Source organism: Streptomyces sp. NPDC013457 (assembly GCF_043089925.1).
Classification (GTDB): domain Bacteria; phylum Actinomycetota; class Actinomycetes; order Streptomycetales; family Streptomycetaceae; genus Streptomyces.
In genome coordinates this window covers 36,358-59,917 of sequence record NZ_JBICBL010000018.1, presented here as the reverse complement: position 1 = coordinate 59,917, position 23,560 = coordinate 36,358, and the positions used below count along the sequence as shown (strand labels likewise).

Annotated in this window: 24 protein-coding genes and 3 pseudogenes; 9 read left to right on the top strand and 18 right to left on the bottom strand. The window is 68.4% G+C overall.

Annotated features, from left to right (window positions below):
- Window positions 1-1,052, bottom strand: a 1,052-nt coding sequence (locus tag ACF1G2_RS34405) for a cytochrome c biogenesis protein ResB (protein WP_391802092.1), incomplete at its 3' end; no start/stop codon positions are given.
- Between the two features lie 585 nt (window positions 1,053-1,637).
- On the opposite strand from ACF1G2_RS34405, the gene ACF1G2_RS34400 reads away from it, so the two are divergent.
- From ACF1G2_RS34400 to ACF1G2_RS34390, 3 genes are read left to right on the top strand one after another with little or no spacing between them, the layout of a single operon-like run.
- Entirely contained in the window at window positions 1,638-2,063 is a 426-nt protein-coding gene (locus ACF1G2_RS34400; RefSeq protein WP_391802091.1) for a hypothetical protein, read from the top strand.
- 50 nt (window positions 2,064-2,113) lie between these two features.
- Window positions 2,114-2,512, top strand: a complete 399-nt coding sequence (locus ACF1G2_RS34395; protein ID WP_391802090.1) for a tetratricopeptide repeat protein — start codon at window positions 2,114-2,116, stop codon at window positions 2,510-2,512.
- Window positions 2,482-2,802 carry a hypothetical protein gene (locus ACF1G2_RS34390; RefSeq protein WP_391802089.1) on the top strand — a complete coding sequence of 107 codons (321 nt, stop codon included), beginning with the start codon at window positions 2,482-2,484 and terminating at the stop codon, window positions 2,800-2,802. The genes ACF1G2_RS34395 and ACF1G2_RS34390 overlap by 31 nt, the downstream gene beginning before the upstream one ends.
- Window positions 2,803-3,551: 749 nt before the next feature.
- On the opposite strand, the gene ACF1G2_RS34385 is transcribed toward ACF1G2_RS34390, so the two are convergent.
- Both ACF1G2_RS34385 and ACF1G2_RS34380 read right to left on the bottom strand, forming a co-directional pair.
- A complete protein-coding gene (locus tag ACF1G2_RS34385; protein ID WP_391802088.1) occupies window positions 3,552-4,559 on the bottom strand; it encodes a hypothetical protein in 1,008 nt (335 codons plus the stop codon).
- Between the two features lie 602 nt (window positions 4,560-5,161).
- A complete protein-coding gene (locus tag ACF1G2_RS34380) occupies window positions 5,162-6,031 on the bottom strand; it encodes a polysaccharide deacetylase family protein (RefSeq protein WP_391802095.1) in 870 nt (289 codons plus the stop codon).
- 371 nt (window positions 6,032-6,402) lie between these two features.
- Here ACF1G2_RS34380 and ACF1G2_RS34375 point away from each other — a divergent pair, with 371 nt between their 5' ends.
- Both ACF1G2_RS34375 and ACF1G2_RS34370 read left to right on the top strand, forming a co-directional pair.
- Window positions 6,403-6,735, top strand: coding sequence for a winged helix-turn-helix transcriptional regulator (locus tag ACF1G2_RS34375; protein ID WP_391802087.1), 333 nt, complete (start codon window positions 6,403-6,405; stop codon window positions 6,733-6,735).
- A gap of 342 nt (window positions 6,736-7,077) precedes the next feature.
- On the top strand, window positions 7,078-7,206 hold the full coding sequence (locus tag ACF1G2_RS34370) for a hypothetical protein (RefSeq protein WP_391802086.1): 129 nt from the start codon (window positions 7,078-7,080) through the stop codon (window positions 7,204-7,206).
- A 61-nt stretch (window positions 7,207-7,267) separates the two neighbouring features.
- Here the strand turns inward: ACF1G2_RS34370 and ACF1G2_RS34365 are convergent, their stop codons facing one another.
- A complete protein-coding gene (locus ACF1G2_RS34365) occupies window positions 7,268-8,023 on the bottom strand; it encodes a hypothetical protein (RefSeq protein WP_391802085.1) in 756 nt (251 codons plus the stop codon).
- Between the two features lie 188 nt (window positions 8,024-8,211).
- Window positions 8,212-8,826: a hypothetical protein gene (locus ACF1G2_RS34360; protein ID WP_391802084.1), complete on the bottom strand. Its 615-nt coding sequence runs from the start codon at window positions 8,824-8,826 to the stop codon at window positions 8,212-8,214.
- 1,065 nt (window positions 8,827-9,891) lie between these two features.
- On the opposite strand from ACF1G2_RS34360, the gene ACF1G2_RS34355 reads away from it, so the two are divergent.
- A complete protein-coding gene (locus ACF1G2_RS34355; protein ID WP_391802083.1) occupies window positions 9,892-10,302 on the top strand; it encodes a hypothetical protein in 411 nt (136 codons plus the stop codon).
- A 1,212-nt stretch (window positions 10,303-11,514) separates the two neighbouring features.
- Here the strand turns inward: ACF1G2_RS34355 and ACF1G2_RS34350 are convergent.
- The 13 genes and pseudogenes from ACF1G2_RS34350 to ACF1G2_RS34290 all read right to left on the bottom strand — a co-directional run bounded on the left by ACF1G2_RS34350 (window position 11,515) and on the right by ACF1G2_RS34290 (window position 21,730).
- Window positions 11,515-12,552, bottom strand: a complete 1,038-nt coding sequence (locus ACF1G2_RS34350) for a methyltransferase domain-containing protein (RefSeq protein WP_391802082.1) — start codon at window positions 12,550-12,552, stop codon at window positions 11,515-11,517.
- 171 nt (window positions 12,553-12,723) lie between these two features.
- Window positions 12,724-12,972: a hypothetical protein gene (locus ACF1G2_RS34345; RefSeq protein ID WP_391802081.1), complete on the bottom strand. Its 249-nt coding sequence runs from the start codon at window positions 12,970-12,972 to the stop codon at window positions 12,724-12,726.
- 98 nt (window positions 12,973-13,070) lie between these two features.
- Window positions 13,071-14,240, bottom strand: a complete 1,170-nt coding sequence (locus ACF1G2_RS34340) for a protein-L-isoaspartate(D-aspartate) O-methyltransferase (RefSeq protein WP_391802080.1) — start codon at window positions 14,238-14,240, stop codon at window positions 13,071-13,073.
- A 3-nt stretch (window positions 14,241-14,243) separates the two neighbouring features.
- A complete protein-coding gene (locus tag ACF1G2_RS34335) occupies window positions 14,244-14,390 on the bottom strand; it encodes a hypothetical protein (protein WP_391802079.1) in 147 nt (48 codons plus the stop codon).
- 307 nt (window positions 14,391-14,697) lie between these two features.
- Complete coding sequence (locus tag ACF1G2_RS34330; RefSeq protein ID WP_391802078.1) at window positions 14,698-14,910, bottom strand: hypothetical protein; 213 nt, start codon at window positions 14,908-14,910, stop codon at window positions 14,698-14,700.
- Window positions 14,907-15,077: a hypothetical protein gene (locus ACF1G2_RS34325; protein WP_391802077.1), complete on the bottom strand. Its 171-nt coding sequence runs from the start codon at window positions 15,075-15,077 to the stop codon at window positions 14,907-14,909. Before ACF1G2_RS34325 ends, ACF1G2_RS34330 begins: the two co-directional genes overlap by 4 nt.
- Before the next feature lie 174 nt (window positions 15,078-15,251).
- Entirely contained in the window at window positions 15,252-16,100 is an 849-nt protein-coding gene (locus ACF1G2_RS34320) for a helix-turn-helix domain-containing protein (RefSeq protein ID WP_391802076.1), read from the bottom strand.
- Window positions 16,101-16,123: 23 nt separating this feature from the next.
- Window positions 16,124-16,651, bottom strand: coding sequence for a DUF6879 family protein (locus ACF1G2_RS34315; RefSeq protein WP_391802075.1), 528 nt, complete (start codon window positions 16,649-16,651; stop codon window positions 16,124-16,126).
- Complete coding sequence (locus tag ACF1G2_RS34310) at window positions 16,623-16,886, bottom strand: hypothetical protein (RefSeq protein ID WP_391802094.1); 264 nt, start codon at window positions 16,884-16,886, stop codon at window positions 16,623-16,625. The genes ACF1G2_RS34315 and ACF1G2_RS34310 overlap by 29 nt, the downstream gene beginning before the upstream one ends.
- 174 nt (window positions 16,887-17,060) lie before the next feature.
- Window positions 17,061-18,095: a PASTA domain-containing protein gene (locus ACF1G2_RS34305; protein WP_391802074.1), complete on the bottom strand. Its 1,035-nt coding sequence runs from the start codon at window positions 18,093-18,095 to the stop codon at window positions 17,061-17,063.
- Window positions 18,096-18,200: 105 nt separating this feature from the next.
- A pseudogene (locus tag ACF1G2_RS34300) lies at window positions 18,201-18,444 on the bottom strand (transposase); the annotation flags it as partial.
- 41 nt (window positions 18,445-18,485) lie between these two features.
- Window positions 18,486-20,326 (bottom strand): annotated as a pseudogene (locus ACF1G2_RS34295) (TerD family protein).
- Window positions 20,327-20,437: 111 nt separating this feature from the next.
- Complete coding sequence (locus tag ACF1G2_RS34290; RefSeq protein ID WP_391802073.1) at window positions 20,438-21,730, bottom strand: helix-turn-helix domain-containing protein; 1,293 nt, start codon at window positions 21,728-21,730, stop codon at window positions 20,438-20,440.
- Window positions 21,731-21,916: 186 nt separating this feature from the next.
- Between ACF1G2_RS34290 and ACF1G2_RS34285 the strand changes: the two genes are divergently transcribed.
- The 3 genes and pseudogenes from ACF1G2_RS34285 to ACF1G2_RS34275 all read left to right on the top strand — a co-directional run.
- Window positions 21,917-22,378, top strand: coding sequence for a hypothetical protein (locus ACF1G2_RS34285; RefSeq protein ID WP_391802072.1), 462 nt, complete (start codon window positions 21,917-21,919; stop codon window positions 22,376-22,378).
- A 108-nt stretch (window positions 22,379-22,486) separates the two neighbouring features.
- Window positions 22,487-23,182 carry a class I SAM-dependent methyltransferase gene (locus tag ACF1G2_RS34280; RefSeq protein ID WP_391802071.1) on the top strand — a complete coding sequence of 232 codons (696 nt, stop codon included), beginning with the start codon at window positions 22,487-22,489 and terminating at the stop codon, window positions 23,180-23,182.
- 71 nt (window positions 23,183-23,253) lie between these two features.
- Window positions 23,254-23,553 (top strand): annotated as a pseudogene (locus ACF1G2_RS34275) (hypothetical protein); the annotation flags it as partial.
- Between the last annotated feature and the right edge of the window lie 7 nt (window positions 23,554-23,560).

Here is a 23,560-nt window from a genome sequence, read left to right as displayed (position 1 = left end):
TTGATCGCGCCGGTGGAGGTGATGTTGTTGTCGAACGGCAGCAGCGGCACGGCGCCGTGGAACACGACCTTGCCGCGGCCGTCCTTGACGGTGACGACGGGCGCGTACCCGTGGGCGATCAGATAGACCTTGGAGTCGCCGACCTTCAGCGGCTCGTTGACCCGGATGACCGCCTTCTTGTCCTTGCCGCCCGCCTCGGCGTACGTGACGGCGGCCTCGAAGGTGCGCGGGGTGCCGCGCTGCGGGCCGCTCTTCTCGTACGTACCGGTGAAGCTGTCCAGCTGGAAGCCGAACGGGGCGAGGTCGTCGGTGCTGTAGAGGGAGCCCGACTTGAAGTCGTCGTACTGCGTGAGGGTGTTGGAGAAGCCGTCGCCCTCGATGATCAGCTTGCCGCCCTCGGACTTGAAGAGCTGGCCCCAGGCGAAGGCCACAAGCATCACGATCAGTGCGATGTGGAAGGCCAGGTTCCCCGCCTCGCGGAGGTAGCCCTTCTCGGCGGAGACGGCGTCCTTGACGGTGTGCGCGCGGAACCGGCGGCCCTTGAGCAGGGCGAGCGCGGCCTCGCGGACCTGCTCGGGCTCGGCCTCCGTACGCCACGTCGTGTACGCGGGCAGCCGGGTCAGGCGGCCGGGCGCGGCGGGCGGCATGCCGCGGAGCTGGCCGACGAACTGCCAGCTGCGGGGCACGATGCAGCCGATGAGGGAGACGAACAGCAGTAGGTAGATCGCGGAGAACCACACCGAGCTGTAGACGTCGAAGAGCTGGAGCTTCTCGTAGATCGGCGTGAGTGTGGGGTGCGCCTTCTGGAAGGTCTGCACCTTCAGCTCGTCTGCGCTGGTCTGCGGGATGAGCGAGCCGGGGATCGCACCGAGGGAGAGCAGGAAGAGCAGGATCAGCGCCACCCGCATGGAGGTGAGCTGGCGCCAGAACCAGCGGATCCAGTCGACGACCCCGAGGGTGGGGCCGCCGACGGCGCTCTCCTCGCGGGGCGCGGTGGAGAGCTGTGCCCCGGCCTCGCCTAGGTCGTGTGTTTCGGTTTCGGTCTTGCTCATCGGAACTCTCAGATCCCCACCGTGTAGCCGCCCAGCGTTCCAACGGCGATCAGGGTGCGTCGACGGGCACGACTAAGGCACATGTGAAAAGTTTCGCATGAGCGTGTGGAGGAGCTTGTGCACCCCCCTGCGTGCCACCGTCGGGCCGAAGGGGGCGGCTGCCCATGGCCAATTGGCAGCCTGACAGGTCTGTGATTGGGTGGTGGGGAGGCGCTGGCTGGGTGTCAGCGGGCTCGTGATGTGGATGTCCTGGTAGCGGGTCAAGGACGGGGCCGTGGTCGCTGCCACGGGGTGACCAAGTGGCTGTTGTGGGGCGGCTAGCCAACTGTGCTGTATTGGCAGCTGTCGGTGGTCTTCGGCCTGGCGTCAGGGGCGAGCTCTATGGTGCTCCGCCGTGGACGCTACTGATCTTGACTATCGGGCCCGGACGCGGGCCGGCTGCATTCCGCCGGAGCTGGTCTCGCGGTTGCTCGAACGAGGCATGCCGACGTGGTGGAGTTGCAGGCCGGACGCGGGGAGTGGTTCTGCGCGCTGGCGTGGGCTCAGGTGCTGGGTAATCAGGGTCGAGAAGTAGAAGCGTGGTAGGTGCTCGCCCCGTACACGGCGACGAGCTGGTGGACGGCTGTTGTTGCCGCGGCAGAGTTGCTGGAGGGCTGGGGCCGCATCGATGAGGCGATCGCGATGACCTGGACCCGGATGGAAGCCGAGCACCCGATGGCTCTGGAGACCTACACGCGGCTGATTGCCCGGCACGGTCGCGCCGACGAGGCGTTCGACCTGCTCATGCCGCATGTCGACGACTGGGTTCTCATCACCGCCCTGGTCGACGTCGCCTCCGTTGCCGGCCGCGACGAGGAGGCTGCCGCGCTGTCGCCTGCCGGATTCGGGCAGACCACTGCTGCGACGGCCCGTGGTGCTGCCACGACGGTCTTGATCCCAACACGGCGCCAGGCCTGCTCGCGACGATCCGCGAGCGCCAGGGCCGGATTGATGAGGCCATCGCCCTGCTGAGCCGTCGGCAGAACACCTCGGTCAACAGCCCGAACCGGCTCGCCGACCTGTTGGCCCAGCACGGCCGGATCGAGGAGCTGCGTGCCTATGCCGCGCAGGACGGACATGAGGAGGCCGTACTGCGGCTGGCGGAGCTGCTGGAGGAGGATGGCGACGTGGGGGGCGCGATCGCCGTATCCGGGCAGGCCGGCGACCCTGCGGCCCGGAACCCGAACTCGGCTTACGAGCTTGCGCAGCTCCTGTACCGACACGGACGTGGCGGAGAGGCGATCGCCGTGATGCGTGTCCAGGCCGAAGCCCACCACAGTGACGACTGGATTCTCCACGCCTTGTCCGAGCTGTGCCTCGACCAGGGCCGCCCCGCCGAAGGCCTGGCCCACCTGGATGCCCTCGACGCCCAGCGCGGGGGTGAGGACGCGTGGGAGCTGTTCTGGTGCGGTTGCCGCTGATCGCCGCCTGCAGTGGGGTCGACGAGGCGATTCGACGCGCCCGAGCCCACCCCGATTGCAGCACCTCTTACGCGACGGAGCACATTGCACACCTCCTCGCCGGTGCCGGGCGCACCGAGGAAGCCGTTACCGTCCTCCAGGAGCACGACCGCGGGAACAGCCATGACCTCGTCGGCTACCATATAGACCTCGGCCGCGTTGAGGAGGCCCTGGCCATCCTGCTGCACAGAAGCCCTTCGCCACCACTCGTGCCGACGACACACTTGTGGTCCGACAAGCCGCCATTCTGAAGTCCTGACCGAGTGCTGGTGATGACGACCCATCACTCGGTTTGTGGGGTCGCCTTGCGGTTAACGACCCCCAGCACTGGTGGGCCACCGTCCCGAGTGGACATACAGGCTTCGAGGTAGGCGGTCCAGCCGGGGGCCGCGTGACGCCGGCAGAGCTCGGCGGTGATGGCGTGGAGTCCAAGCAGGGATGCGAGGACGGTTGGTGGCAGGTACTCGGCGAGCTGGACCAGTGCGGTGGTGCGGGCCGGCCGAGCGCGAACGCGAGGCCGCGTCCGAGGCGGTCAGTCGGGCTCTGCTGTGCGAGGACTGAGAGCGGCAACGGTCGGCCGGGCTGTGCGACGCGTGCGGATACCGGCGCCGGGCCGAGGCGGCGATCGCGGAGGCCGGACTGGTCGCGGCCGCCTGAGGGGTCGAACTGACCGGCCCGGGCGACGTCTCCGCTGTCATCGCCGAGGTGCGGTCGACGATGGAATGCGAAGCCGCGGCCGCCCGCGCCAGTACCTGCGTGCCATCGAGCCTGCCGAACAGGAGGCCGCTGCACCGCGCTCGCCTACGGAGCCCTCTACCGCTCTCCGCCCCCTGAAGGCCAATCGCCTCCGGCCTCCTGACGCCGATGCCCAGACCCGGAACCCTTCCGCGGCACGGTCCTCCCGGACACTGAACAGGCATGGCTGGAGCGGAACAGAGCGGCGTTCGAGGTGGGCATCGGAGGCCCGGTCTGTAGCACCGGGCCTCCGATGTACACGAGATCAGAGCTGGGTGCTCATCGTCAGCGGCGCGATGTTCCCGTACTGGTCCGCCACGCTGCCGACCACGTTGATCTTGCCGTTGATGACGGCGATCCCCTGGACATGCGACTTCCTACCCCGGGTGTCCGGCACTGTCCGCAGCGACAGCCCGTCGGTGCCGCCGGTGAGGACCAGCGACTGCAGACGGGGCACGTCCTCGCCGACCGCGGTGATGCCTGTCGGTGTCAGCGCCACGGACGCCAGCCGGCCCGCCTCGCTCGGCGCCGTCACCTGCCGCCAGGCGGTGCCGTCGTAGTGCAGGACCAGCGAGTGACCCTGGTCCTCCTCGTCGAGTAGCGTCCGTCCGACCGCCCAGACGTCCTGCGGCCCACGGGCGACGATGTCCAACAGCTCCCCGTACAGGCCCGTGACGGGCAGCGGGACGGGGGTCCAGGCGGTGCCGTCGTAGTGCATGGCACGGGGCTGGTCGTCACCTCCGTACCCGATGGCCCAGACGTCGTCCGAGGCGGTCGCCTCCATGGCCGTGATGTTGAGCAGGTCGGCGGCGGCCGGGATCTCGACAGGCGTCCAGGTGCTGCCGTCCCAGTGCCGCAGGAGGGGCTTGGTCATCCCGGACTCAGGTATGCAGTACCAGCCCCCCGCCCAGGCCTCGTTCGCGGAGATGGCAGCGACGTGCTGCCCGGCCGAACAGTTCTCCGGCACGGGGATGTCGGCGGACTTCCAGGACGTGCCGTCCCAGTGTGACGCGGGGGCCACGTTGCCGGTGCTGTAGGTGCCGCCGACGACCCACACGTCCTGCGCAGAGGCGACGTCGACGTTGTTGTAGAACGCGTCGTCCTGCCCGCTGTCGGGCGTCGACACGACCTGCCACCCCCTGCCGTCCCGGTCATCCCGCCGGACGAGCACGGGCCGCTCGCCGCCGTTGGCCTGCCACTCATCCCCGACGGCCCAGGTCACATGCCCGTCGAGCGGGGCGACATCATTCAGATACCCCTGGGCGAAAGGCACCCCCTCAGCCACCCAAGCCTGCCCCGCACCGGCGGTTCCCACCCCCGCGAATAACACCGCGACTCCGGCGGCAACCCCAACAACTTGGGCCACTTGCATGCGCATACGTGTAACTCCATCCGTTCATAGCTGAGGACGTCGTCGTCTCATAGGTAACAATGCGCGAGTCCCAACGGAATGTGACACCTCTGCGCGAAGAATATTTCTGAGCCGCTGACGCTCGGAGGGGGTTTGTTGGTGTATCGGGGGCTTGTTGGCCTGGTGTGTTGTGGGTTTGTTGAGAGAAGCCGGGTGCACGGTTGTAGCGGGCAGTTCAGGGTGTGAGCTGGTTGTGTGTGGAGTGTGGCTGGGCTCGTTGTAGGTTTCGCTAGCGCGTAAAGGCTCGGTCGGTGTTTGCGTTGGTCAGCGCTCGCTGGCGGCGGCGCCGCCCAACGCGCCCGCCGCCTCCCTGCGCTCTCAGCCAGCACCGAAGACCTCCGCACCGCAGCACTATGCTTCCTCGACGTGATGGCGTTCCAGCGGCGCGAGGATCCGTCGCATCACGCTGGTGAACCCCATGCTCAGTGTGGCCGGGCGGCATCTGAGGCGGGTGTGCAGGCGTGTCAGGTGGTCGGGACCGTCGGGTCGTCGCTATGGGTCAGTGTGCGCAGGTCGACGACGTGGTAGCCGTGTTCGGTGTAGGCGTCCAGGATCGCCGGGAGTGCCAGGGTGTCGATGTTCTCGGTGCTCTCTTCGGTCGCGCCGATGTGCATCTGCAGGATGGCCCCGGGGCGCAGGGCTTCCACTGCCCGGTGCACGGCCAGGTCCACGGTCATGCCGCCGGCTGTGCCCTTCCACCCGTTGGTGTCGGTGGTGAACTCGATGTCCGCGTAGCCGAGGGCGTTGACCTCGGCGATGTGGGTGGGGCTGGTCTCGCCGTAGGGGAAACGGAAGAACGGCGTGAGGGCCTGCCCCGCCCCGGCTGCGCGCAGCGCCCGGTCGGTGGCCCGGACCTCCTCGCGTCGACCCGCTTCGGTCAGGTCAGCGAAGTACGGGTGACTGTAGGAGTGGTTGGCCAGCCCGTGCCCGGCAGCGGCGATCTTGCTCACCGCTTGCGGGTGGCGGTCCGCGAAGTCCCCGGTCAGGAAGAAGGTCGCCAGGACGCGGCGGCGGTCGAGCTCGGCCAGGATCGTGTCCAGGCCCGCTTCGTTCCACGCCGCGTTGAACGACACCGCCACCAGGCGCTCGCTCGTAGGGAACGTTCGGTTCTCCGACCCGAACAGCGACGACAGATCGCCCCCGGCTCCTAGGGCCGGGCCCGCGAAGGCGTGTACCGCCGGCGCGGGCACGGCCGCGGCGCCGGCCGGCACGGCACACACGACGGCCAACAGGGCGCCGGACACCGCGAACAGACGACGCAGGAGACGGCGACCAACGAGAGGAAGGATGTCGGTTCTCACACCACCGCCATCGGCATTTCGACACCCGCCCATGAACACATACCCCCAAGCGGGCGTGCACCACGGCAGCGATCGACTCCCCACCGCCCAAATGCACTCCGAAGCCGGGAGACAGCTGGCTCCGAGACGCCGGCCCGGTGCACCCGGCAAGCGACGGGGTACCTGACAATCACTTGGGGTCCCCGGGGACGGCGGTCCGGAACACCCCCGCTCGCGCGGGGATGGCTCCCTGGAGAGGGCGCCCCACCGGTTTCAATCCGGCTCCCTGATACGCACTTTGAAGTCAGCCAGTGACACGTGAGGAAGAGCCATGGCACGTTCCATTGGCACTGAACTCGAACAGCGCGGGGGCCGCGCCGGCATGCGCCCAGTCGACCGAGCTCGTCCGAGGCGTACTGGCACGGGTGGGTGACAAGTGGACGCTGCTGACCATCACTGCCCTGGCGTCCGGACCGCTGCGCTTCACCGCGGTGCATGAGCAGGTCGTCGGCATCTCCCAGCGGATGCTCAGCCAGACGCTGCGCGCCCTCACCCGCGACGGGCTGGTGACCAGGACCGCATACCCGGAAGTACCTCCGAGGGTGGAACATGCCCTGACGTCGCTCGGGCGATCACTGAGCGAGGCAGTGGAAGAACTCGTGCGCCGGGTCCGTGGTCACCAGAGCGACGTCGTCCGCAACCGCAACGAGTTCGACCAGGCGCCCACCGCGAACACAGCCAACCCACCCAACGTGTAGCCGTGACCCTTCACTCGCGACTGCCGCATCGCGATCTTCACAGTCCGAAGCACCGACGCCCCTGGCCTGTGGCTTCAAGCCCGGCCCGGTAGCGGCACCACACCCGGCCCTTCTCGCAGCACGGCGCGGCGGCCTCGATCATGCGTCCCCGGCGACTTGAAGCGCGAGTGCGCGGCACGCATAAGAGGTCGCGCGGAAAGGTCACGGGCGGCGGGTAGGCCGTGTGTCCCATCGGAAAAGTGCGTCCATGAGAGGGCTCCATTGCCGTTGTAGGTGACCACACACCAGACGAAACGACTCGGCGTCATGTGACACACGGGCAATGCGAGGTGCGTCTCACGCTTGCTGCTGAGCGGCCAGCGACGATGGGTCCAACTGCTGTCGACGGGGCCATACCCGGACGTCCTCAACCATCTGTTCCTGCGGCAGCCGGACGCGCGCACGGTCCTGGCGTTGCTGCGGGCGGCGTGAGGGCTCGACCCCGGAGCGCGTGCACCGGGGCGCGCCGCCGCGGGCCGCCCCCACGCGCGGTTCAGCAGACGGTGGTCACCTGCGGACGCATCACCCGCTGGAGCGGCGTCTGCGGCACGGCCTGCTCCAGTAGATTTACCAGCTCGGTCTCGCCCTTGCCGGACATCACTTCCGTCACCGGGAGGTCGATGATCTCGATGCCCTGCGTGTCGGCAGGCACGGTGGGCGCGGGAGCTTCCTGTACGGAGCCCTCGTACTCGCCCTTGTTGATCACGCCGCTGTCGAACGGCAGAGCCGAGCCGGCACCGAGGCCGACCCAGTGCGCGGGCTCGGTCGGGTCACCCTCGGAGCAGCGCTCGGGCTCCCAGTGCAGCGCGGCCACGTACGTGTGCCCCAGTTCCACGCGGGGCCGCTCGTGCAGGGCGAACTTGGCACGATCGGCGTCCTTGAAGACCCATCCCGAGGAGTCGCGGTTGAAGGTCTGCGGCGCGGGTGCGGCGGCCTGGGGGCTCGACCACAGGATCTTGTCGACGCGCATGGTGACCTGGCGGCCGATCATGCCCTCGCCGCGCTCGACCTCAGTGGCGTCCGCAGCGATCTCGGTCTCGGACATCGGGGTGACGACGGCGACGTAGTCGGCGTAGGTGACCCATTCGTTCGCGGAGCCACTCGGGTAGCGGTCCATCCCGTGACCCAGGACGAGTCCCGACTTCGGCAGCGCGCTGTCCGCGGGCGGCTCGGCCCGGGCCGTCCAGGCGGCGAGGCCCAGAACGGCGAGCACGGCACCGGATGCGGCTATTCCAGTGGTGTGACGCATGGTGCTTCCTTCTCGGTTGGGGCGGTGCCGTTGACGCGGCCGAGGTCGTCCTCGGGATGACGCACCGTGCGGCCGGGACCGCGCACGTTTTCGGGTGGCGCGGTGGTGGTGCGATCGCCGGGCGGTCCAGCGCCTCTCTGGGCCGGGGCGAGCCCGGAGGAGGCATGCGGGTTGTCCGGCCGCCCCTGTCAGTAGGTGGCGTTGATGTTGTTGATGTTGTTGGTGCCGAGGGTTGTCTCGTAGCCCTCGGCGATCATGCATCCCATCGCGGCCCGATCCGTCGCGGAGCGCTGGGGATAGGCATGGGACCCGTGCACCAGACCGACACCGTGACCCATCTCGTGGCAGGTGAGGCTCGGATCGATCCATCCACCGCCGCGGATGCGGATGTAGTGCTGGTCGCACTTGTATCCAGTCCCGTTGGGGTCGTTGCACCAGGCCATGCCGAGGACATCCGAGGGGAGGCCGGTGGAGCCCTCCTGCCAGATGTGGTCGGTCTCGGCGTCGCCGGAGAACGAGGGCGAGGAGTCGTAGCTGATGACGAGATCGGTTGGCGCGTAGTCTTCCGTGACCGTCTCGACGACATTGATCCGGTCGGGGGACTCGAGTTCGTACGTCCCGCCGCTGTCCATGTAGTAGGTCAAGGTTTCGTTGTCGGTCTGGCACACATCGGCGCTCGTGCAGGGGACCGAGTAGGTCTGCGTGGGCACCATGGTGTCGGTCGCGGCGAACGCGGTGCCCGTCAGCAGCACCCAGGACGCGGCCGCCGCCATGGCAACCCTGCCGCCGGAGGCTGTGCTCATGTATTACCTTCTGTCTCAAGATGACCGGCTTCGCGAGTGAATCGATCTCGGCCGGTCGTCGAGTGGTGTGGCGGACGAGCCCGTCAACGGGACGCGGCGCAGAGCAAGCGCGCCCCGCCTCCACGGCAGAGCAGGGCGGGGGGGCTGGTCGGCGACGACGGTGATCGAACCGAAGTCACCCGCCAAGGCAAGTCAGGGCAGGACTGTCCTGACGGTCAAGCCTCCACCGGGGGCATGGGCTTTGCCACTGGGAGTCTGGCACGGGAAGATTGTTACGGGTAGAAACCGGAGCGGTCATGGCGGCAATACGACTGCCGTCCTGGCAAATCCGGGGCTTATCGGTGGCGGTAGTGCGAGCATTCGCTGCTGCGTCCGGTGATGCTGACGCGTGAGCGCAAGCCGGACTGGCCCGGACGGGCGGCAGTTGTCGTGACAGTCAGGGCCGTCATCGTCAGCCTCAAGGACCGCGTCCCGGCGGCTTCACGAGGCAGGCAGGCCGCTTCTCTCGGATCGTCGAAGCCGGTGATGATGAAGCCGGCCCGCCGCTGAGCCGCCAGACGGCCGTCTCCCACCCCGGGCGCATCCGCTGATTACCGAAGACCTCGCCCCGGTTGACGACGGCCCCGGCACCCAGCTGTCCCTCGACCACGCTCGCGAGATGCGGCTGCGCCTGGAGCCGGTGATCGACAAGCTCAACGCCCGGTACGGGCTGTGCTGCTCGCCGCTTGGCTGGAGGCTACGGCCTCGCTGGAAGACCGGGCAGAAGAGCTCGGAGACCCGCGGCGCCGCTTGTCGAGCCGGCAACCCGCTTCGCGCGGTCCTACCTACGTGTGCCGGAGGCGTAGCGCACGACGGCCCCTCGGCCGACAGGATGGGTGGCTCCGCAGCAACTCGCGTACAAGGTACGGATCACGGGCACGCCCTGAAGCGTCAGTGTCGATCATGTTTACGGGTTGACAGTCTTATGGGACGCTGGGCCGCTTCCAGGCCGTCGGGGAACACGGTTCTCGGTACAGCAGCCAGGACACGACCCCGCCTGGTCCGCACGCGCGAGGAGTAGCGTCCATGCCCAACACCCTCCTGGCTTCCCGAATTTTGATTGCGATTACCAGTTATCCCGATCATCACGATCAGCGGCATTTCATCAACGGGGCCGATCGGCTGAGCGCGGATGAGGGACTCAGTTGCGGTACCACTCTGTGCGTTGCCGGCTTTGCCGCGCATCTCACCGGCCACACGATCCTCAACGAGGTGGAGGGAGTCGTAGCCATCCCTGTCAGCGATGGCACTTCCGTTTCCGGCGTTGCTGATGCACTCCCGGTCTCGGCCGTTGCCCGCCGCGAACTCGGGCTCGATGCCCGAGACACTGAGCTCCTCTTCAGTCCCTCGCGTACTTCCCAAGAAGCCCGGGCCGCCCTGCTGCAGCTCGTCGAAGGCGTCGACTCCATCGACTGGAGGGCCATCCTTCCCGAGTGACGAACGACTGATGGGCGGTACATTCAGAAGGTTGGCGGTTGGCTCTCGGGCTTGCGCACGACCCGGGCAAGCCTCGCGCCTGACGCTCAAGCGAGCGCTGTCACCCGCTGGGACTCTGACCACCCCGGGAGAAGCTCTCTCAGGCCGCCCCGGTGGAGGAGACTGAGCCCGAACGGAAACCGCAAATAGGCCGACAGGGCCGGCACCCGCCGGCACCCCACCCCTGTTTTCCTGTGGCCGACTGGACAGTGTGACGGTTGGGGGTTTCGCTGGATGTGTGCCGCGTTTGATGAGCGGTCGTGCGGCATGTGCGGGTCGGGCCCCTGGGGGTTCTAGTCGTCGCTGGAATCCAGGAGCCCGGCTCGCTGCACCGCCTGGCGCAAGGCTTGCATGCGCCGAGCGGTCCGTCGCGGTGCAGCATCAATCGCCGAAGACGGGCATGCCGCGCCCTGCGCAGGCGCGGCATGCAGGCCGGCTTTGATTTCGTCCAGCCGGACGGGGCGCCGGTCGGATCGGTCCTCGACATCCAGCTCCCGCACAAGAGGCTGCGCGTGCACCTGGGCCATGAATGGCGCCGGACTGGGACGCAGAGCACGAACCTGAGCTGGGGCTGTCCGGCCCGGTGGAACCGGACACCCTGATCCGCCGCTGGTATGTGCACCGCATCCGGCTGGACAGCGAAGGCACTGCCCGCCGAGTACACATCGGCACAGAGACATTCGCCTGGCCTACCGAGTGGTTGCCCCGGACACATGCGAAATCACCGATCGGGGTCTTTCCACCCCGGCGGTCGAGCGGATCGTTCAGGCCCGCAACGCTCCCTCCCCGACGCTGTGGACTCCAGGCCGGAAGCGGGAGGAACCGGCGCAGGATGCGCAGGCGCACAAGTTGCTGCGTCGGCTGCTCTACGCCCGTCAGACCGAGTCCACCGACCTGGCGGAAGAGGTGTGCGGCGAGATCACCGGACTGAAAGGGGTAACCCCGCAGGTCCAGCACCAGCTGGCCGTCGTCCCCGCGCCCGCGGGGGTAGCTCCTCGGCCTACACGGTCGACATCACCCTGTCGTTGTCACCGTTCCTCCGGTTCACTCCGGGGTTGACGTAAAGCGCAACCCCCTTCACTCCCGGAACGTCAACGGCCGCAATCTGTTACACCTCTCGCATCTCATGCAGCGGTCGCCCCTCCGGGCAGGAGGGGCGACCGCATTCCGGGGTCAGTACGTGAGGGCGAGGCGGCTTTCCCGCTTGGTGATCACGTGCCCCGGCTGGGTTGCCGGGTGGGATGCTGCCGGGGTGATGGTGAGGGTGGGAATCGCTGTGCGTGCTGAGCCCCAGGCGTCGATGTGCGTGATGAGGTCCTGGGCGAGCTTTGCGGCGTGAGGCCCATAGGCAGCCGCGCCGAGCCGGTGGGGCCGCTGCGAGTCGGCGTCTTCGCGGCGGACGATCAGGTAGGCGAGAGAGTCTCCGATCAGGACCGGGCTGCAGACGGGGATCGCCGGCCGTAGAACGTGTTCCCGGGCCATCGCGTCGGGCGTGACCTGCAGGCGGCATACGCGGTCGTCTGAGGCGGTGGCGCGCAGCCACACGCCGTCGAACGACTCCTCGCCGCCGATCCGCTGCTCGGACATGACCTCGATGCCGGTGGTGCTCAGGCTTGCTCCGAGCGCATCGGCGTCCACGGCCTGGTCCTCGTCGTGGATGACGCGGATCGTGTCGTCGGCGTTGAGTGGTGTCGTCTTCTCGCCGTCCTGCCCGATGACGGGGACGAAGCCGCACAGCTCCATCCCTTTCGATGTCAGGGTGTCGCCGCGGCGGCGCAGGGCTACGGAGCGGGTCTGGCCGCGCCACCGCAGTGGGAGGACGAGGCGCCCGCCCTCGGTGAGCTGCGCCCACCACGCCGCGGGCAGGTCCCACAGGCCGACGGCGGCGAGCATCCGGTCGTAGGGCGCGTTCTCGGGTGCGCCGACAAGACCGTCGCGCTCCATCACGTGGACGTGCTGGTACCCGGCGCGGTCGAGCATGGTCCGGGCGTGCAGTGCCACGTCGGAGTTGATGTCGATGGTGGTGACGTGTCCGCTGTCGCCGGTGAGTTCAGCGAGCAGTGCGGCGTTGTAGCCGGTGCCGGCTCCGATCTCGAGGATGCGGTCGCCGTGCTCGACTCCGAGCTGCCGCAGCATCATCCCGACGATGGAGGGAACCGAGGCGCACGAGAGGGGCAGGGGGCCGCCGAGCGGGTTGTCCTTGATGGACACGGCCTGGTCGGCGTAGGCCTCTTCGAGGTCGATGCCGGGGAGGAACGCCTCCCGGTACTCGGCGCATGACCTGCTCGACGTCGGCGGTCAGGCGCGCGCCCTGGAGGATGCCGTCGACGAGGCGGTTGCGCAGTTCGTCAACGGTGGGGGTCTGGCTCACTGGCCGTCCTTTCAGTTCAGAAGAAGGCATGTGTCCCACCCCAGGTCGGGATGAGGGGTGGTGAGGGTGTGCAGCGTGAGCAGAACGCCGGCGTTGCCTGTGAGTAGACCGGCGTTCTCAGGTATGTCGTGCCGCACCACGTGGGCATCGAGATGGGAGCGCATGGCGGGCAGTTCGTTGGCGATGGCCGGGGTTGTGGCGTCGGAGGCGATGCGGTCGCAGGTCAGCAGCAGACCGGCGGCTGCGCGTGGGAAGGCCAACAAGTTCCCGGGCAGCAGAGGTCGAATATCGTGATGCGAGCTGTGGGTGTGCGTCGGTCGCCTTCGGGAGGAGGCGACCGACACGTACCGACTGCTGTTCAGATGGTCCAGCTCGTTGCCGGGTCGTCGAGCCAGGCCTGCTGGCCGTCTGGGGTGATGGTCAGGCCGAACCGGTGGAATCCGGGGCGGCCCTGGTCTGTCCACCAGCGGTAGGCGGTTTCTGTCTCGTCCCACAGCGCGCGGGGGCCGGACTGGACGATCTCGAATTCCTCTGCCCCGGGCAGGTAGTCGGCCGATGCCCAGGAGGTGGTGTCCATGCTGTGCGTCCACAGCGTGTACGAGCCGTCGTCATACTGCTCTGTCCGCCAGAACACGTCCCGGACCCGGAGCCCGATGACGAACTGTTCCAGCCACCCACCACCGTCGACGGGGGAGAGCCGGGACGTGCTCCGTGTACCGTTCCCGGGCCATTGCATGCCGTGGAAGTAGGCCTCGTTCGGCGGGAAGTCTCCGCGCTGCTGGCGCAGTCTCATGAACGCGGAGGAGCGGGTGAAGTGGCCGCTCGCGGTGCCGCCGTCGTCGGCGACCATCAGACGCATGATCGCCTCGCCTCCGTACAGAGGCGCCCAGGGTGCGACGATCACCCCGCCGGGAACTGTCTGCTCGATCCACGCCGCCGGGACCTCGGTCACCGAGCAGGTCGCGATCACCCGGTCATAGGGGGCCCGGTCGGTGAACCCTGCCCTTCCGTCTGCGACGACGACCAGCGGAGACAGCCCTGCCTTGCGCAGATTCCCGACCGCGCCCTCGGCGACCTGCGCGTCGTACTCCACCGTGACCAGGTTCCCGGGCCCCACGCGGTGCGTCAGGAGCCCGGCGTTCCAGCCGCTGCCGGTCCCGATCTTGAGGACACGGTGCCCCTGCTTCACGTCCAGGTCCGCCAGCATGGAGAACACCATGCTCGGCTGGGACAGAGAGCTGCTCGGCATCGTGCCCAGCCCGTCACCCTGGTGACTGCCGTCGTCCCACTGCGTCGTGAGCGGGATATCCGAGTACACCGCCGCCACCCATCCGTCCGGGTCGGTAGCACGGTCGACCAGAGAGTTCTGCTGCGTGCCGGCCGCGATGCCCGGCCAGATCCTGTCCGGCGTGAACACATCGCGGGGGACAGCTGTGAACGCCGGCAGCCAGGCCGCATGCAAAGCGCCCGCCTCGACGAGCGCGGAGGCGAGCCCCTGAGGACCAGCCTCCCTGGTACGCGCGGTCACCGGCTACTTCTTCGCAGGGCCGGAGCCGTCGGAGCTGTTGCCGCCACTGGTCTCGCTACCACCGCCGCCGCCGTGACCGCGCCCGCTGCTGCCGTCATCCTGCTGACTGCCGCCCTGGCCGCTCCCGCTGCCGCCACCGTGCTTAGCCATGGAGTGCTCCTTCGTCTCGTGGATCCGATGGTGCCCAGGTCTCCCGTTTCGGGGAACAGGCGAACTGGGCCGGTCAGATCCGCTGCCGAAGGCTGCGGCAGCTCCGGATGCGTGTCTGTGGGGTCAGGCCAGGGCCGTGACTCCGACGAGGAAGTCCTTGGCGGCCTAGGTGTCGTGGCCGGGGACGAGGCCCTGGTGGGGCATGTCCGCGAGCAGGACGGCGACGCGTGCGAAGTTCTAGGCACGAGCTTCGCCGTTGACCTGGAATGAGACGGATGACGTCGCTGCTCCTTGGGTGTGACCTGGCTTATTGGACGGCCTGGATGTTGTCGGCTGCGGTGGTCCATTCGATCCCCGACGCGGGGCGAATATGGGCTACGCGGACGGTCCGCCCGTTGGTCTCTTCGTGGACGATTGCGGTGAGTTCGCCTTCGGCCTGGCTCGCGATGTCGCGCACGGTCTTGTGCAGCCAGGGGTGCTCGTCCTCGTGGAAGAAGGATCCGACGCCGACGCTGCTCACCGCAGGGTCTCCGCGTCGCTCTGGTGGACCTCCCTGTCGGAGCGCTCGAGGAACTTCGCAAGGCCGGACTCGGCGCGGGCGATGAGGTCCGGGCTCGGGATGCCGTACGGCTGCGGTTCCTCGTCGGGGCTGGCGAATGGCGTGCGGCGAGGGAGGGGCGCAGCCATGGGCTTCTCCTCGAGTGGAGTTGGGACAGCGGGGCCGCATCGCTGACGGGGTGCGGTGCAGCCGGCTGCTTCGGGGTAGCTGCCCGGAGGACCCGTGGACCCCGTGAGCGGCAGTCATCACGCTAGGGAGACCGGCGACTTGCTCTCAAGGAAGTTGCACGGGATTGCGCAACTTCACCCGAGGGCGTCGATCGCTGCGGAGATTCGTGAGCGGGCCTGCTCGCCGTAGACGGCCAGCTTCGACAGTCCTGCGAAGGCCTTTGCGTAGTCCTGGAGTTCACGTGGCTGGGTGATGTTGACCTCGGCGGTCAATGTCTCGACCACGGCGTGACGGTCGTCGTAGAGGTAGAACGCCTCCAACGGCCACACGGTGCGCTCGGCCCCGAAGGGGATGATGCCGAGGGAGAGGGACCTCAGGGGCATGACGGTGAGAAGGTGCCGGAGCTGGCCGGCCATCTCCGCGGGGCTTCCGATTCGGTGACGCAGTACCGCTTCTTCCATGACCACGGCGAAGCGGTGGCCGCCTTCGTACAGGAAGCGGCTGCGGGCGATCCGGGCAGTGACTGCCTCCGTCACGTCGTCAGGGGTGCCCTGGAAGCGAGTGATGGACCGCAAGAGAGCCGTGACGTAGGGGGCGGTCTGAAGGAAGCCGGGAACGACGTTGGAGACATAGGTGCGGCACAGGCGCGCCTGCTCGTGCAGGGCGTAGAAGTCCTCCTGCACCTTGCGCATGCCGTCGCGCTGGAGACGGCGCCACTCCAGATACATCGACTCAACGGTGCGGCTTGTGGCGATCAGGTCGGCGGTCTGGTCCTCCGCGCCGCAGGCCGCACACCAGAGGCGGATGTCGGAGTCGGACGGCGGGGTCTTGGCGTTGATGATGCGGGAGGTTTTGGCGGCGTTCCACCCACACCGGACAGCCAGCTCGTTGCCCTTGATCCCCGCGTCCTGCATCAGCTCGCGAAGGCGGGCCGCGACGGCCTCGCGGGCGGCCTGGGCACTGGACGAAGGGGACCTGGGCATGGGCTGGTTGTCCGGCGCTGCGGTCAGAGGGTGTACAGGTCGTGGGGGGTGCCGCGCTCCCACACCGCCTCGAAGGCGGTCGAGACCAGCTTGACCACGTCCGGGTCCTCGTTGAACTCGTGACCGGCCCAGTCCCCCTCACCGGTGAACCAGTGGAACAGCACGCGACGGTCGTCGATCAGCCACAGATCGTTTCCCGGCAGCATCAGGTCCGACGCACGGCTTCGCGGAAGCCAGCGCACCAGCTCGCCCGCGGCTACGTTCACGGGGGTGCCGGCGTGCTCGAACCGGATGTAGTCGGTGACCGGCTCCGAGACGATGCGGGCCCGGCGCATCACGACACCGCGCCCGACGGTCTCCCGGACCAGCGGCACCCAGCCGCCCCAGTCCGCAGTCGCGGGGTCTGCGTCAGGATGGATGCCCGTCCGCTTGAACTGCTCAAAGTCCGCGGTTTCGTCGCCGACGGAGTAGACGTCGCGCATCTCCAGGTGTACGGCCGTCCGCTCGGCGCCGCGCAGCAGTTCAGAGAAGTCCGGCACGTTCTGCGTCATCGCACGCCTTCCTCAGGATCGGCACCATGCGTGCCGGGATGCGGATCAAGGTCTCGTGGTCCGGGATGCCGGCGTCGTGTCCCTCCACCCAGGTCGTACCACTCACCTCGGCGGTGAGGGCGTCGCCGGCCTTCCACCCCTGAATCACCAGCTCGTTCCTCGTGTCGTCCACCCACACCGTCGGCGAACCGCCGCCCTGAGTGTTGGGGTCTATCCCGACGAACCGTAGCGCCATGACGATCTCCCATGTCCAGCCAGTTGCGCGCTTTTGCACGAACATTTCGCTCGGACCAGGGAACGTCAAGACGGTTGCAGGTCAAGCACGTTGGCCTCAGGCCGGAAACGATGAAGCCCCTGCTCCCGGATTTGCGCCGGGACCGGATCGCTCCGGGGGTGGGGGCTTCTGTGGTCAGCGGCGCCAGCGTTCCTGGCCGGTGCCCTTGCAGGTGTAGACGACGCCCTTCTTGCTGACCCCCGTCGATCCTGGTGTGGAGCAGTACGCGCCGGGCGTGACGGTGCCGGCGTCGCTCCCGCCGGACGACGAACCGCCCGACGAGGGGCTGCTGGAGTCGTCGTCATCGCCGCTCGGCGGCGTCGGGTCGGGGTGCAGCTCGGTGTACTCGGTCTTCGGGCATGCGGTCCCGGCGGCGGTCAGCTTGAGGTATGCCGTGGTCGTCTTCGGGTACTGGATCTCCTTGCCCTCTTCGGGCTCCTGGAAGCAGACCTTCCAGTTGTCGACGGAGGCGGGGAGCGTGACGTCGGTGTACGCGCTCTGGGGCTCGATCTCCTCGAAGCCGATCGGCTTGAGGGTCTCGGACGCCTTGACGAAGCTCTGGCCGACGACGTTCGGCATCTTCGGGTAAGGGATCGGCTCGCCGTCCTTGGCGGGGCACGGCCATTCCACGCGGACCACGCCGAAGTCCAGCGTGGGCTTGCCGCCCACCTTCTTCGCCTTCAGAGTCTGGAAGCAGACGCGCCAGTTGCCGTCATCCCACTGCCCGGCGTCCTGGTCCGAGGCGTCATGCGAGATCGAGTTGTACCCGGCTCCGTACGCCGCTGCACTGGCGTCCTTGAGGTTTTTGCCGACGAAGCTGGGCGGTCCTGTCGGGCTCGGCGAAGCGCTCTCGGACGGGGTGATCGTTGCCGAGGCTGTCGCTGCCGCCTTCGGCTTCGCGTCGGCCTTGTTGTCCTTCGGCGGGTCGCCGAGGAAGGGGGTCAGGAACCACAGGCCGGCAAGCACCGTGGCGATGATCTTCTTCGTCTGGCTCCAGCCGCTGAGCCACGCGAGCGCTATGCCGCCAGGCGGGAAGACGACCAGGGCTGTAATGATGACGGCTGGGTGCTGCCACCAGCGCCGGACCGGCGCCGGAGGATACGGATACGGCGGGTGGCCGTACGGCGGGGGCTGCTGCGGGTAGCCGTAGCCAGGCGGCGGTTGCGTCATCGAGTCTCTCCAGGAGCGGTGAACTGAGCGCCGCTCAAACTACACAGGATGTTCACATCCGGAGTGGTCGTTGCCCAGATCGAGACGCTCGCCCTCTGCGGCAGCATGGTCGCCGCGGTCGGCCAGCACCGCGTCAGGGCGGCGCCGGGGCCGGCCGTGCTGGCCGCGCACGGGCGGGATTTCCTGGAGGAGCGGGCTTAGCTGGGTGACGTCGCTGCGGTTGCCGCCGGTGAGGGTCGCGGCGAGCGGAATGCCCGTGGCGTCGGTGATCAGTGATGCTTGCTGCCCCTCCTGCCCCGGTCCACGGGGCTTCGTCCGGTCTTGGCTCCCCCTTTAACGCCCGGATGTGCGGGACATAGGACGGGCGACGTTCTGTGCGGTCGTCGGGGGTTACTCGATGTCGACGCCGTATCTACGGGCGACGGTTTCCAGGTCGTGGTCGTAGCCCTGTCCGACGGCGCGGAAGCGCCACAGGGGTCCTCGGCGGTAGATCTCGGCGAGCAGCAGGGTGCGCTCGCTTGTGGCGGCGTCGAGGGTTGCCTGGGCTACGGCCGGCGCGTCGCTGCCGGGCGCGAGGGTGACCTGGACGGCTCCGATGTCGCCGAAGGTGGCCGTGCCGTCGATGGCGGCGGCGATCGCGACGCGGTGGACGGCGGATGGCAGGGCGAGGAGATCGAGGGTGACGGTTTGTTCGGTCGGGCCGTCGTGGAGGAGCCGGGTGGCTCCATCGGGACTTTCCGGCGCTCCGTAGAAGATGAAGTCGCCGTCGCCGGCGACTTGTTCTTCGTCGTCGAGGACGAAGGTGACGACGTCGATCTCGCAACCCTTCTGGTGGGCCCAGGAAGCACTGACGTGCCAGAGGGCTGTGGCGGTCGGGGTGGGGAGGTCGATGACTCCACCGCGGGGAAGGATGTCTGCCGGCGTGCCGCAAGCGGCGGGTGTGTCGGCGGTGTGCGGTGCTGCGGTGGCAAGTGTGTCGAGCCACGTGGCGTCGTGTACGGGCAGCCCCAGCGAAGCGACGCGGCCCATACGGCGATCGCGTTCTCCGCCGGGCAGAAGGAGGATTTCGGTGACGCTCGCTGAGAGGTTGATCGCGGCGGCGCCGCCGAGCTCGACGACCCTGGCCCGGGCGGCGGACGCCTCGTCGTGCGTTCCTCCCAGCACCAGGATCCTGCGTCGAGCGAACGGCTTGACGTCGGGCGCCGCCTCAGTCCGAGGAGACGGCAGAGGAGGACGCACCGGTGCGGCTGGGGGAGCCGGCGCTGCAGCCGGGACGACAGCCGTCGGGGATGATTCCGAAACCTCGCTTCGTGAGATGTCCCGGGGCGCACGTCCTTCAGGAGGGCGAGGAAGCCGTGCTCGTCGAGGACCGGAACACCTTCGGCGATGGCGCGCCGCGCCTTCGTCGATCCGGAGGTCCGTTCGTTGGTGACGAGGACGCTGGTGTGCCTGCTGACCGACGTCATCACATTCAGGCCGGTGGCGACGGCCCGGGCCACCAGCTCAGCCCGGGAGGTAGCGGTCTCGCCTGTAATCGCGATCTTCATCCCCTGGACAAGCGGGCCGCCGGATGTGAGCCGGCCAGGGTTCCGGTAGGCACACGGAGTCTTCGGTGGTCTCGGTTCGAACTGCGAGTCCTGCCGCGGGGGGCAGGTGACCAGAGGTAGAGGGAGGTCCAGCCGGGCCGCCTGCGCGAGGGAGGCACGGAAGATCCCCGCGAGTACGCGAGTGTCGTCGAGCGCGTCATGCGCTCTCTTCTGCGCGATACCGTAGTGGGCGGCCAGCGACGCCAGGCTGAGGCTGTCGGTGGGCGGTTCAATGCGCCGGTTCAATGCCAGAGTGCACAGGCGCTTTCTCACCGGAAGATAGAGCCGGGCGCGAGCAAATTCATTGGCGAGGAAGTCGTAGTCGAACTGCGCGTTGTGGGCCACCATCACCCGGTCCTGCAACATGGCGCCGATCCGACCCGCGACCTGAGCAAAGGTGGGCGCGCCCTGCAGCCGCTCGCGGGTGAGCCCGTGGATGTGAACAGGCCCCGGGTCACAGCCGGGATTCACCAAGGTACTGAACTCCCCGGTTGACGCCCCGTCTGGACCGAAGGTCAGCACCGCGACCGATAGGATCCGGTCACGCCGGGCTGTCAGACCGGAGGTCTCGACGTCGATCAACGCCCAGTCGTATGCGTAGTCGGACAGCTGTGACACGTCGAGCGCGGGGCTACGGGAAGGCATGACGGTAAGGATGATCCGGAGGCGAGCACCGTTTCAACCCGAATGCCGATTTGTCCGCTGGAGTGGGAGCAGCCCCCTCGTCCTCCGCTGCGCTCCTCGTTCAGGGTGACGTCAGTTGACCCGAGCCAGGGCGGTGTGTAGTTCGCGTACGCCGTTGGTGTGGGGATGTTGTTTGGTGAGTTCGATGATGATGTTGCGGATCGCGGGCCGGTCGCGGACCTCACCGGGGCTGGCTCGGTAGGCGTCCAGGAGGGCGCGGGCGGCTTGTTCGGGCCGCTGCCATGCCCACCAGGCTCGCGCCATGTCGGTGCCCAGGCGGGCTTTTCGCTCTGCGGTGGGGAATTGGGCGGGGCGCAGGTTCTTCCCGGCTTCCAGAGCGGCGCCTGCGTCTCCTAGGGCCCAGTGGATGCCGACGGCGTACAGGTCGACTGCTGCCGGGCTGATGGGGAAGAGCCGCCCGGCCGGCGCGGTGTGAGGCAGTGACCGGGATGCGCGGCGGGCTTCTTCGATCATCGCCAGGGCATCGGCACGCTGCTTGCCGCGTGCGGCGGTGTACGCAAGGGTGCAGAGCATCTGTGCGTAGGCGGCGGCGCAGGCGTCGGTGCGCAGGCCGGTGGCTTCCACTTCGGCTGCTGCCGTCGTCATGAGGCGCTGGGCGGCGTCGTTCTGGTCCTGGTGCCGGAGAACGATCGCGAGCTCGCGGGCGGCTGCTGCGGCTGCGAGCGGGGAGCCTGAGACCTGGGCCCAGGTGCGGGCGCGGTCCGCGGTGAGGCGTGCGCGGTCGTAGGAGCCGAGTTTGATGAGGACGGCCGAGGCGAGGCTGTACACGGCGGAGAGCCGGGCCTGGTCGAGTTGATCGCGGGAGGCAACGGCAGCGTGTGCGTCGGCGAAGAGGCCTGGGAGCGAGGCGAGGAGCTGCTGGTGCTCGCCCTTGTCGTAGAGCGCGCGGGCTGCAGCCAGACGGGTGTCCAGCGGGCCGGCCCGCAACGGAGGGGGCGTCTGGGCCAGTGCCTCGTCCAGACCCGTCAGCAGGACGGCCGGTCCGGCCGCCACCGTGGCGGTGAGCAGCGTGCGGCGGCGCATGGGGTCCTCCTCGGCGTCACGCGGACTGGCCGTCACTCTAGTGGCCGCGGCTGCTGTCGCAGGCAAGGGCGCCAGGGAAGTCACCAGGATATTTGGAGGAACGCCGACTTCGAGCGCGGCTCGGTGCACCAGAGCGAGGTCGACGACCCGTGTGCGGCGCTCAAGCCGGGAGACCGTGGCGGGCGAGCAGCCGATTCGGTCGCCGAGAGCGGCGAGCGTCCAGGCGCGGTGCTCCCGGCCGAGTCGGATCAATGCACCGGGGCGCCGCTGCGCAGCGAACTCACGTGCTCTCGTGCTGTTCCAGAGCGGGTCACCGGGCACTGGCCCCTCCCACACACCGCACAACCGGGGCTTCCACGGTACGGGCGTCCGGGTGAGGCCGTCGAGACGATTTGCATGGCGTGCAAACAGCGTGCACGGAAGGCAAGTTGCCAGCCCATGCCCCGGGTGGCGCGGTGTTGTGGATACGTCGCCCCGATCCCCGGGGTCCGCCCCATCGGAGGAGCCATGACCACCCTCTCTCCCTCTCCGGCCGCTGACCCGACGAGCCGACCCGTTCGCTCCGCGCGTGAGGTCGTTCCGGCCGACCTGTGGGACAAGCAGGTCGCGCTCCTCATGCGCGACTACCCGTACGACTCGGTGATGGCGGCCCGTGTCCTCGGCCAGGGCTACGCCTACCTGCTGACCGCGATGCGGCACCGGGGCGAGTCGCTGGGACTGGCGCCCAGCACGCTCGTCGACATCGGCGTGCACACGATCATCCTCGACACCGTGACCTACGCCGAGCTGTGCGACAAGCACAACGGCGGGCGCTTCCTTCACCACGTGCCCGAGGTCGAGTTCAAGAACGACGGCTCCGTGATGAAGACGGCCCACCGCATCGCCGCCGACGGGTGGGAGGTGGACTTGCCGCTGTGGGCCGACGCCGCCACCTGCGGCCCATGCCATCAGGGCAACGACTCACACTGACCGCCCCTCCGCGCGGAGCATTCGGGGCCCGGCCGCCCGGCCGGGCCCCGAATCACGTGCGGGTGACTTCCCGCCGAACCCACCCGCAATCCGGCCGTTGCGGCCAGGATGAGGCGGGTGACCACCGCAGACCTCTGGCATCACTTCGGACGCACCCGCGCCATCACCGACCGCACCGTCCCGGCCGCCTTCCACTGGACCTGGAGCCAGGACGACGGGCCCGGGACCGAAGTCCTCGGCGACGTGACCGGCCTACGCGTGGGCGACCTCGGCGCCGGCGCAGCCCGGCACGCCGCACACCTGGCCACCTGCCACCAACCATCCTGGGTCGACGCGATCGACGCCTCTCCCGCGCAACACGCGATGGCCACCGACCTCTACAGCCACCTCGCACCGCGCCTGCGCCTCGTGCCCCGCGACGTGGTCGACCACCTGACCACCAATGGCACCTACGACGTGCTGTACAGCGTCTTCGGCGCGATCGACTTCGCCGATCCACACCGGATGATGCCCGCCGTATTCGGCGCGCTCAAGCCTGGGGGACGCTTGGCGTTCTCCACCCTCGCCCACTACCTCAGCGGTGCACCCGGCCAGACCGACGTCGTGCCCGCCGACATCCCAGCGAAGACACCTGACGGTGAAAGCACCACGATGCGCCGCTGGGTACTCCAGGAGCAGGTGTGGACCAAGGTTCTCGACGAAGCCGGATTCACCGGCATCGAGACCACCATCCTGCCCTCCGCAACACAGGGCCCCCGCGCCGCCGGCACTCTCCTGGTGACAGCCGTCCGTCCCACGGCCTGACCATCTCTGCTCACCTCCTCCCTGCATGTGTGCGTTGGGTCGGCGAGGCGGGCAGCATGGCGGTGTGGCTCGCGGAGACCGTGCTGTCCGGCCCGGCGGTTGCAGAGGGCCCGGATCTGCGGGTCTGGCCAACTGCGGATGGTCCGCAATCTTCCGTTTTCATGCCGGCGATGAAGTCGACTTCGACTTCAACCTGGGGAGTTACCGGGCCAGGATCGGCTTGCTGTGTTCTCCGGCTTCCTTCGGGAGGTCGGGCGGCGGCTGCGCAAGCCTGTGTGATGGACCCAGAAGGTGGCTATGGCCACCCAGCGCTCGCCTTCATTGTCGAGGCCGATTGGGCTGTTCTCGTCGCAGCCCCGCAGATCAGGTGACTGCGGC

What these genes read in the sequence shown, in the direction of transcription:
- ACF1G2_RS34320 (WP_391802076.1), bottom strand. Translation starts at nt 16,100, where the DNA reads ATGCCCAGGTCCCCTTCGTCCAGTGCCCAGGCCGCCCGCGAGGCCGTC.
- ACF1G2_RS34285 (WP_391802072.1), top strand. Translation starts at nt 21,917, where the DNA reads ATGACCACCCTCTCTCCCTCTCCGGCCGCTGACCCGACGAGCCGACCC.
- ACF1G2_RS34355 (WP_391802083.1), top strand. Translation starts at nt 9,892, where the DNA reads ATGCCCAACACCCTCCTGGCTTCCCGAATTTTGATTGCGATTACCAGT.
- ACF1G2_RS34380 (WP_391802095.1), bottom strand. Translation starts at nt 6,031, where the DNA reads ATGGGCGGGTGTCGAAATGCCGATGGCGGTGGTGTGAGAACCGACATC.
- ACF1G2_RS34305 (WP_391802074.1), bottom strand. Translation starts at nt 18,095, where the DNA reads ATGACGCAACCGCCGCCTGGCTACGGCTACCCGCAGCAGCCCCCGCCG.
- ACF1G2_RS34360 (WP_391802084.1), bottom strand. Translation starts at nt 8,826, where the DNA reads ATGAGCACAGCCTCCGGCGGCAGGGTTGCCATGGCGGCGGCCGCGTCC.
- ACF1G2_RS34315 (WP_391802075.1), bottom strand. Translation starts at nt 16,651, where the DNA reads ATGACGCAGAACGTGCCGGACTTCTCTGAACTGCTGCGCGGCGCCGAG.
- ACF1G2_RS34325 (WP_391802077.1), bottom strand. Translation starts at nt 15,077, where the DNA reads ATGGCTGCGCCCCTCCCTCGCCGCACGCCATTCGCCAGCCCCGACGAG.
- ACF1G2_RS34280 (WP_391802071.1), top strand. Translation starts at nt 22,487, where the DNA reads ATGAGGCGGGTGACCACCGCAGACCTCTGGCATCACTTCGGACGCACC.
- ACF1G2_RS34310 (WP_391802094.1), bottom strand. Translation starts at nt 16,886, where the DNA reads ATGGCGCTACGGTTCGTCGGGATAGACCCCAACACTCAGGGCGGCGGT.
- ACF1G2_RS34365 (WP_391802085.1), bottom strand. Translation starts at nt 8,023, where the DNA reads ATGCGTCACACCACTGGAATAGCCGCATCCGGTGCCGTGCTCGCCGTT.
- ACF1G2_RS34335 (WP_391802079.1), bottom strand. Translation starts at nt 14,390, where the DNA reads ATGGCTAAGCACGGTGGCGGCAGCGGGAGCGGCCAGGGCGGCAGTCAG.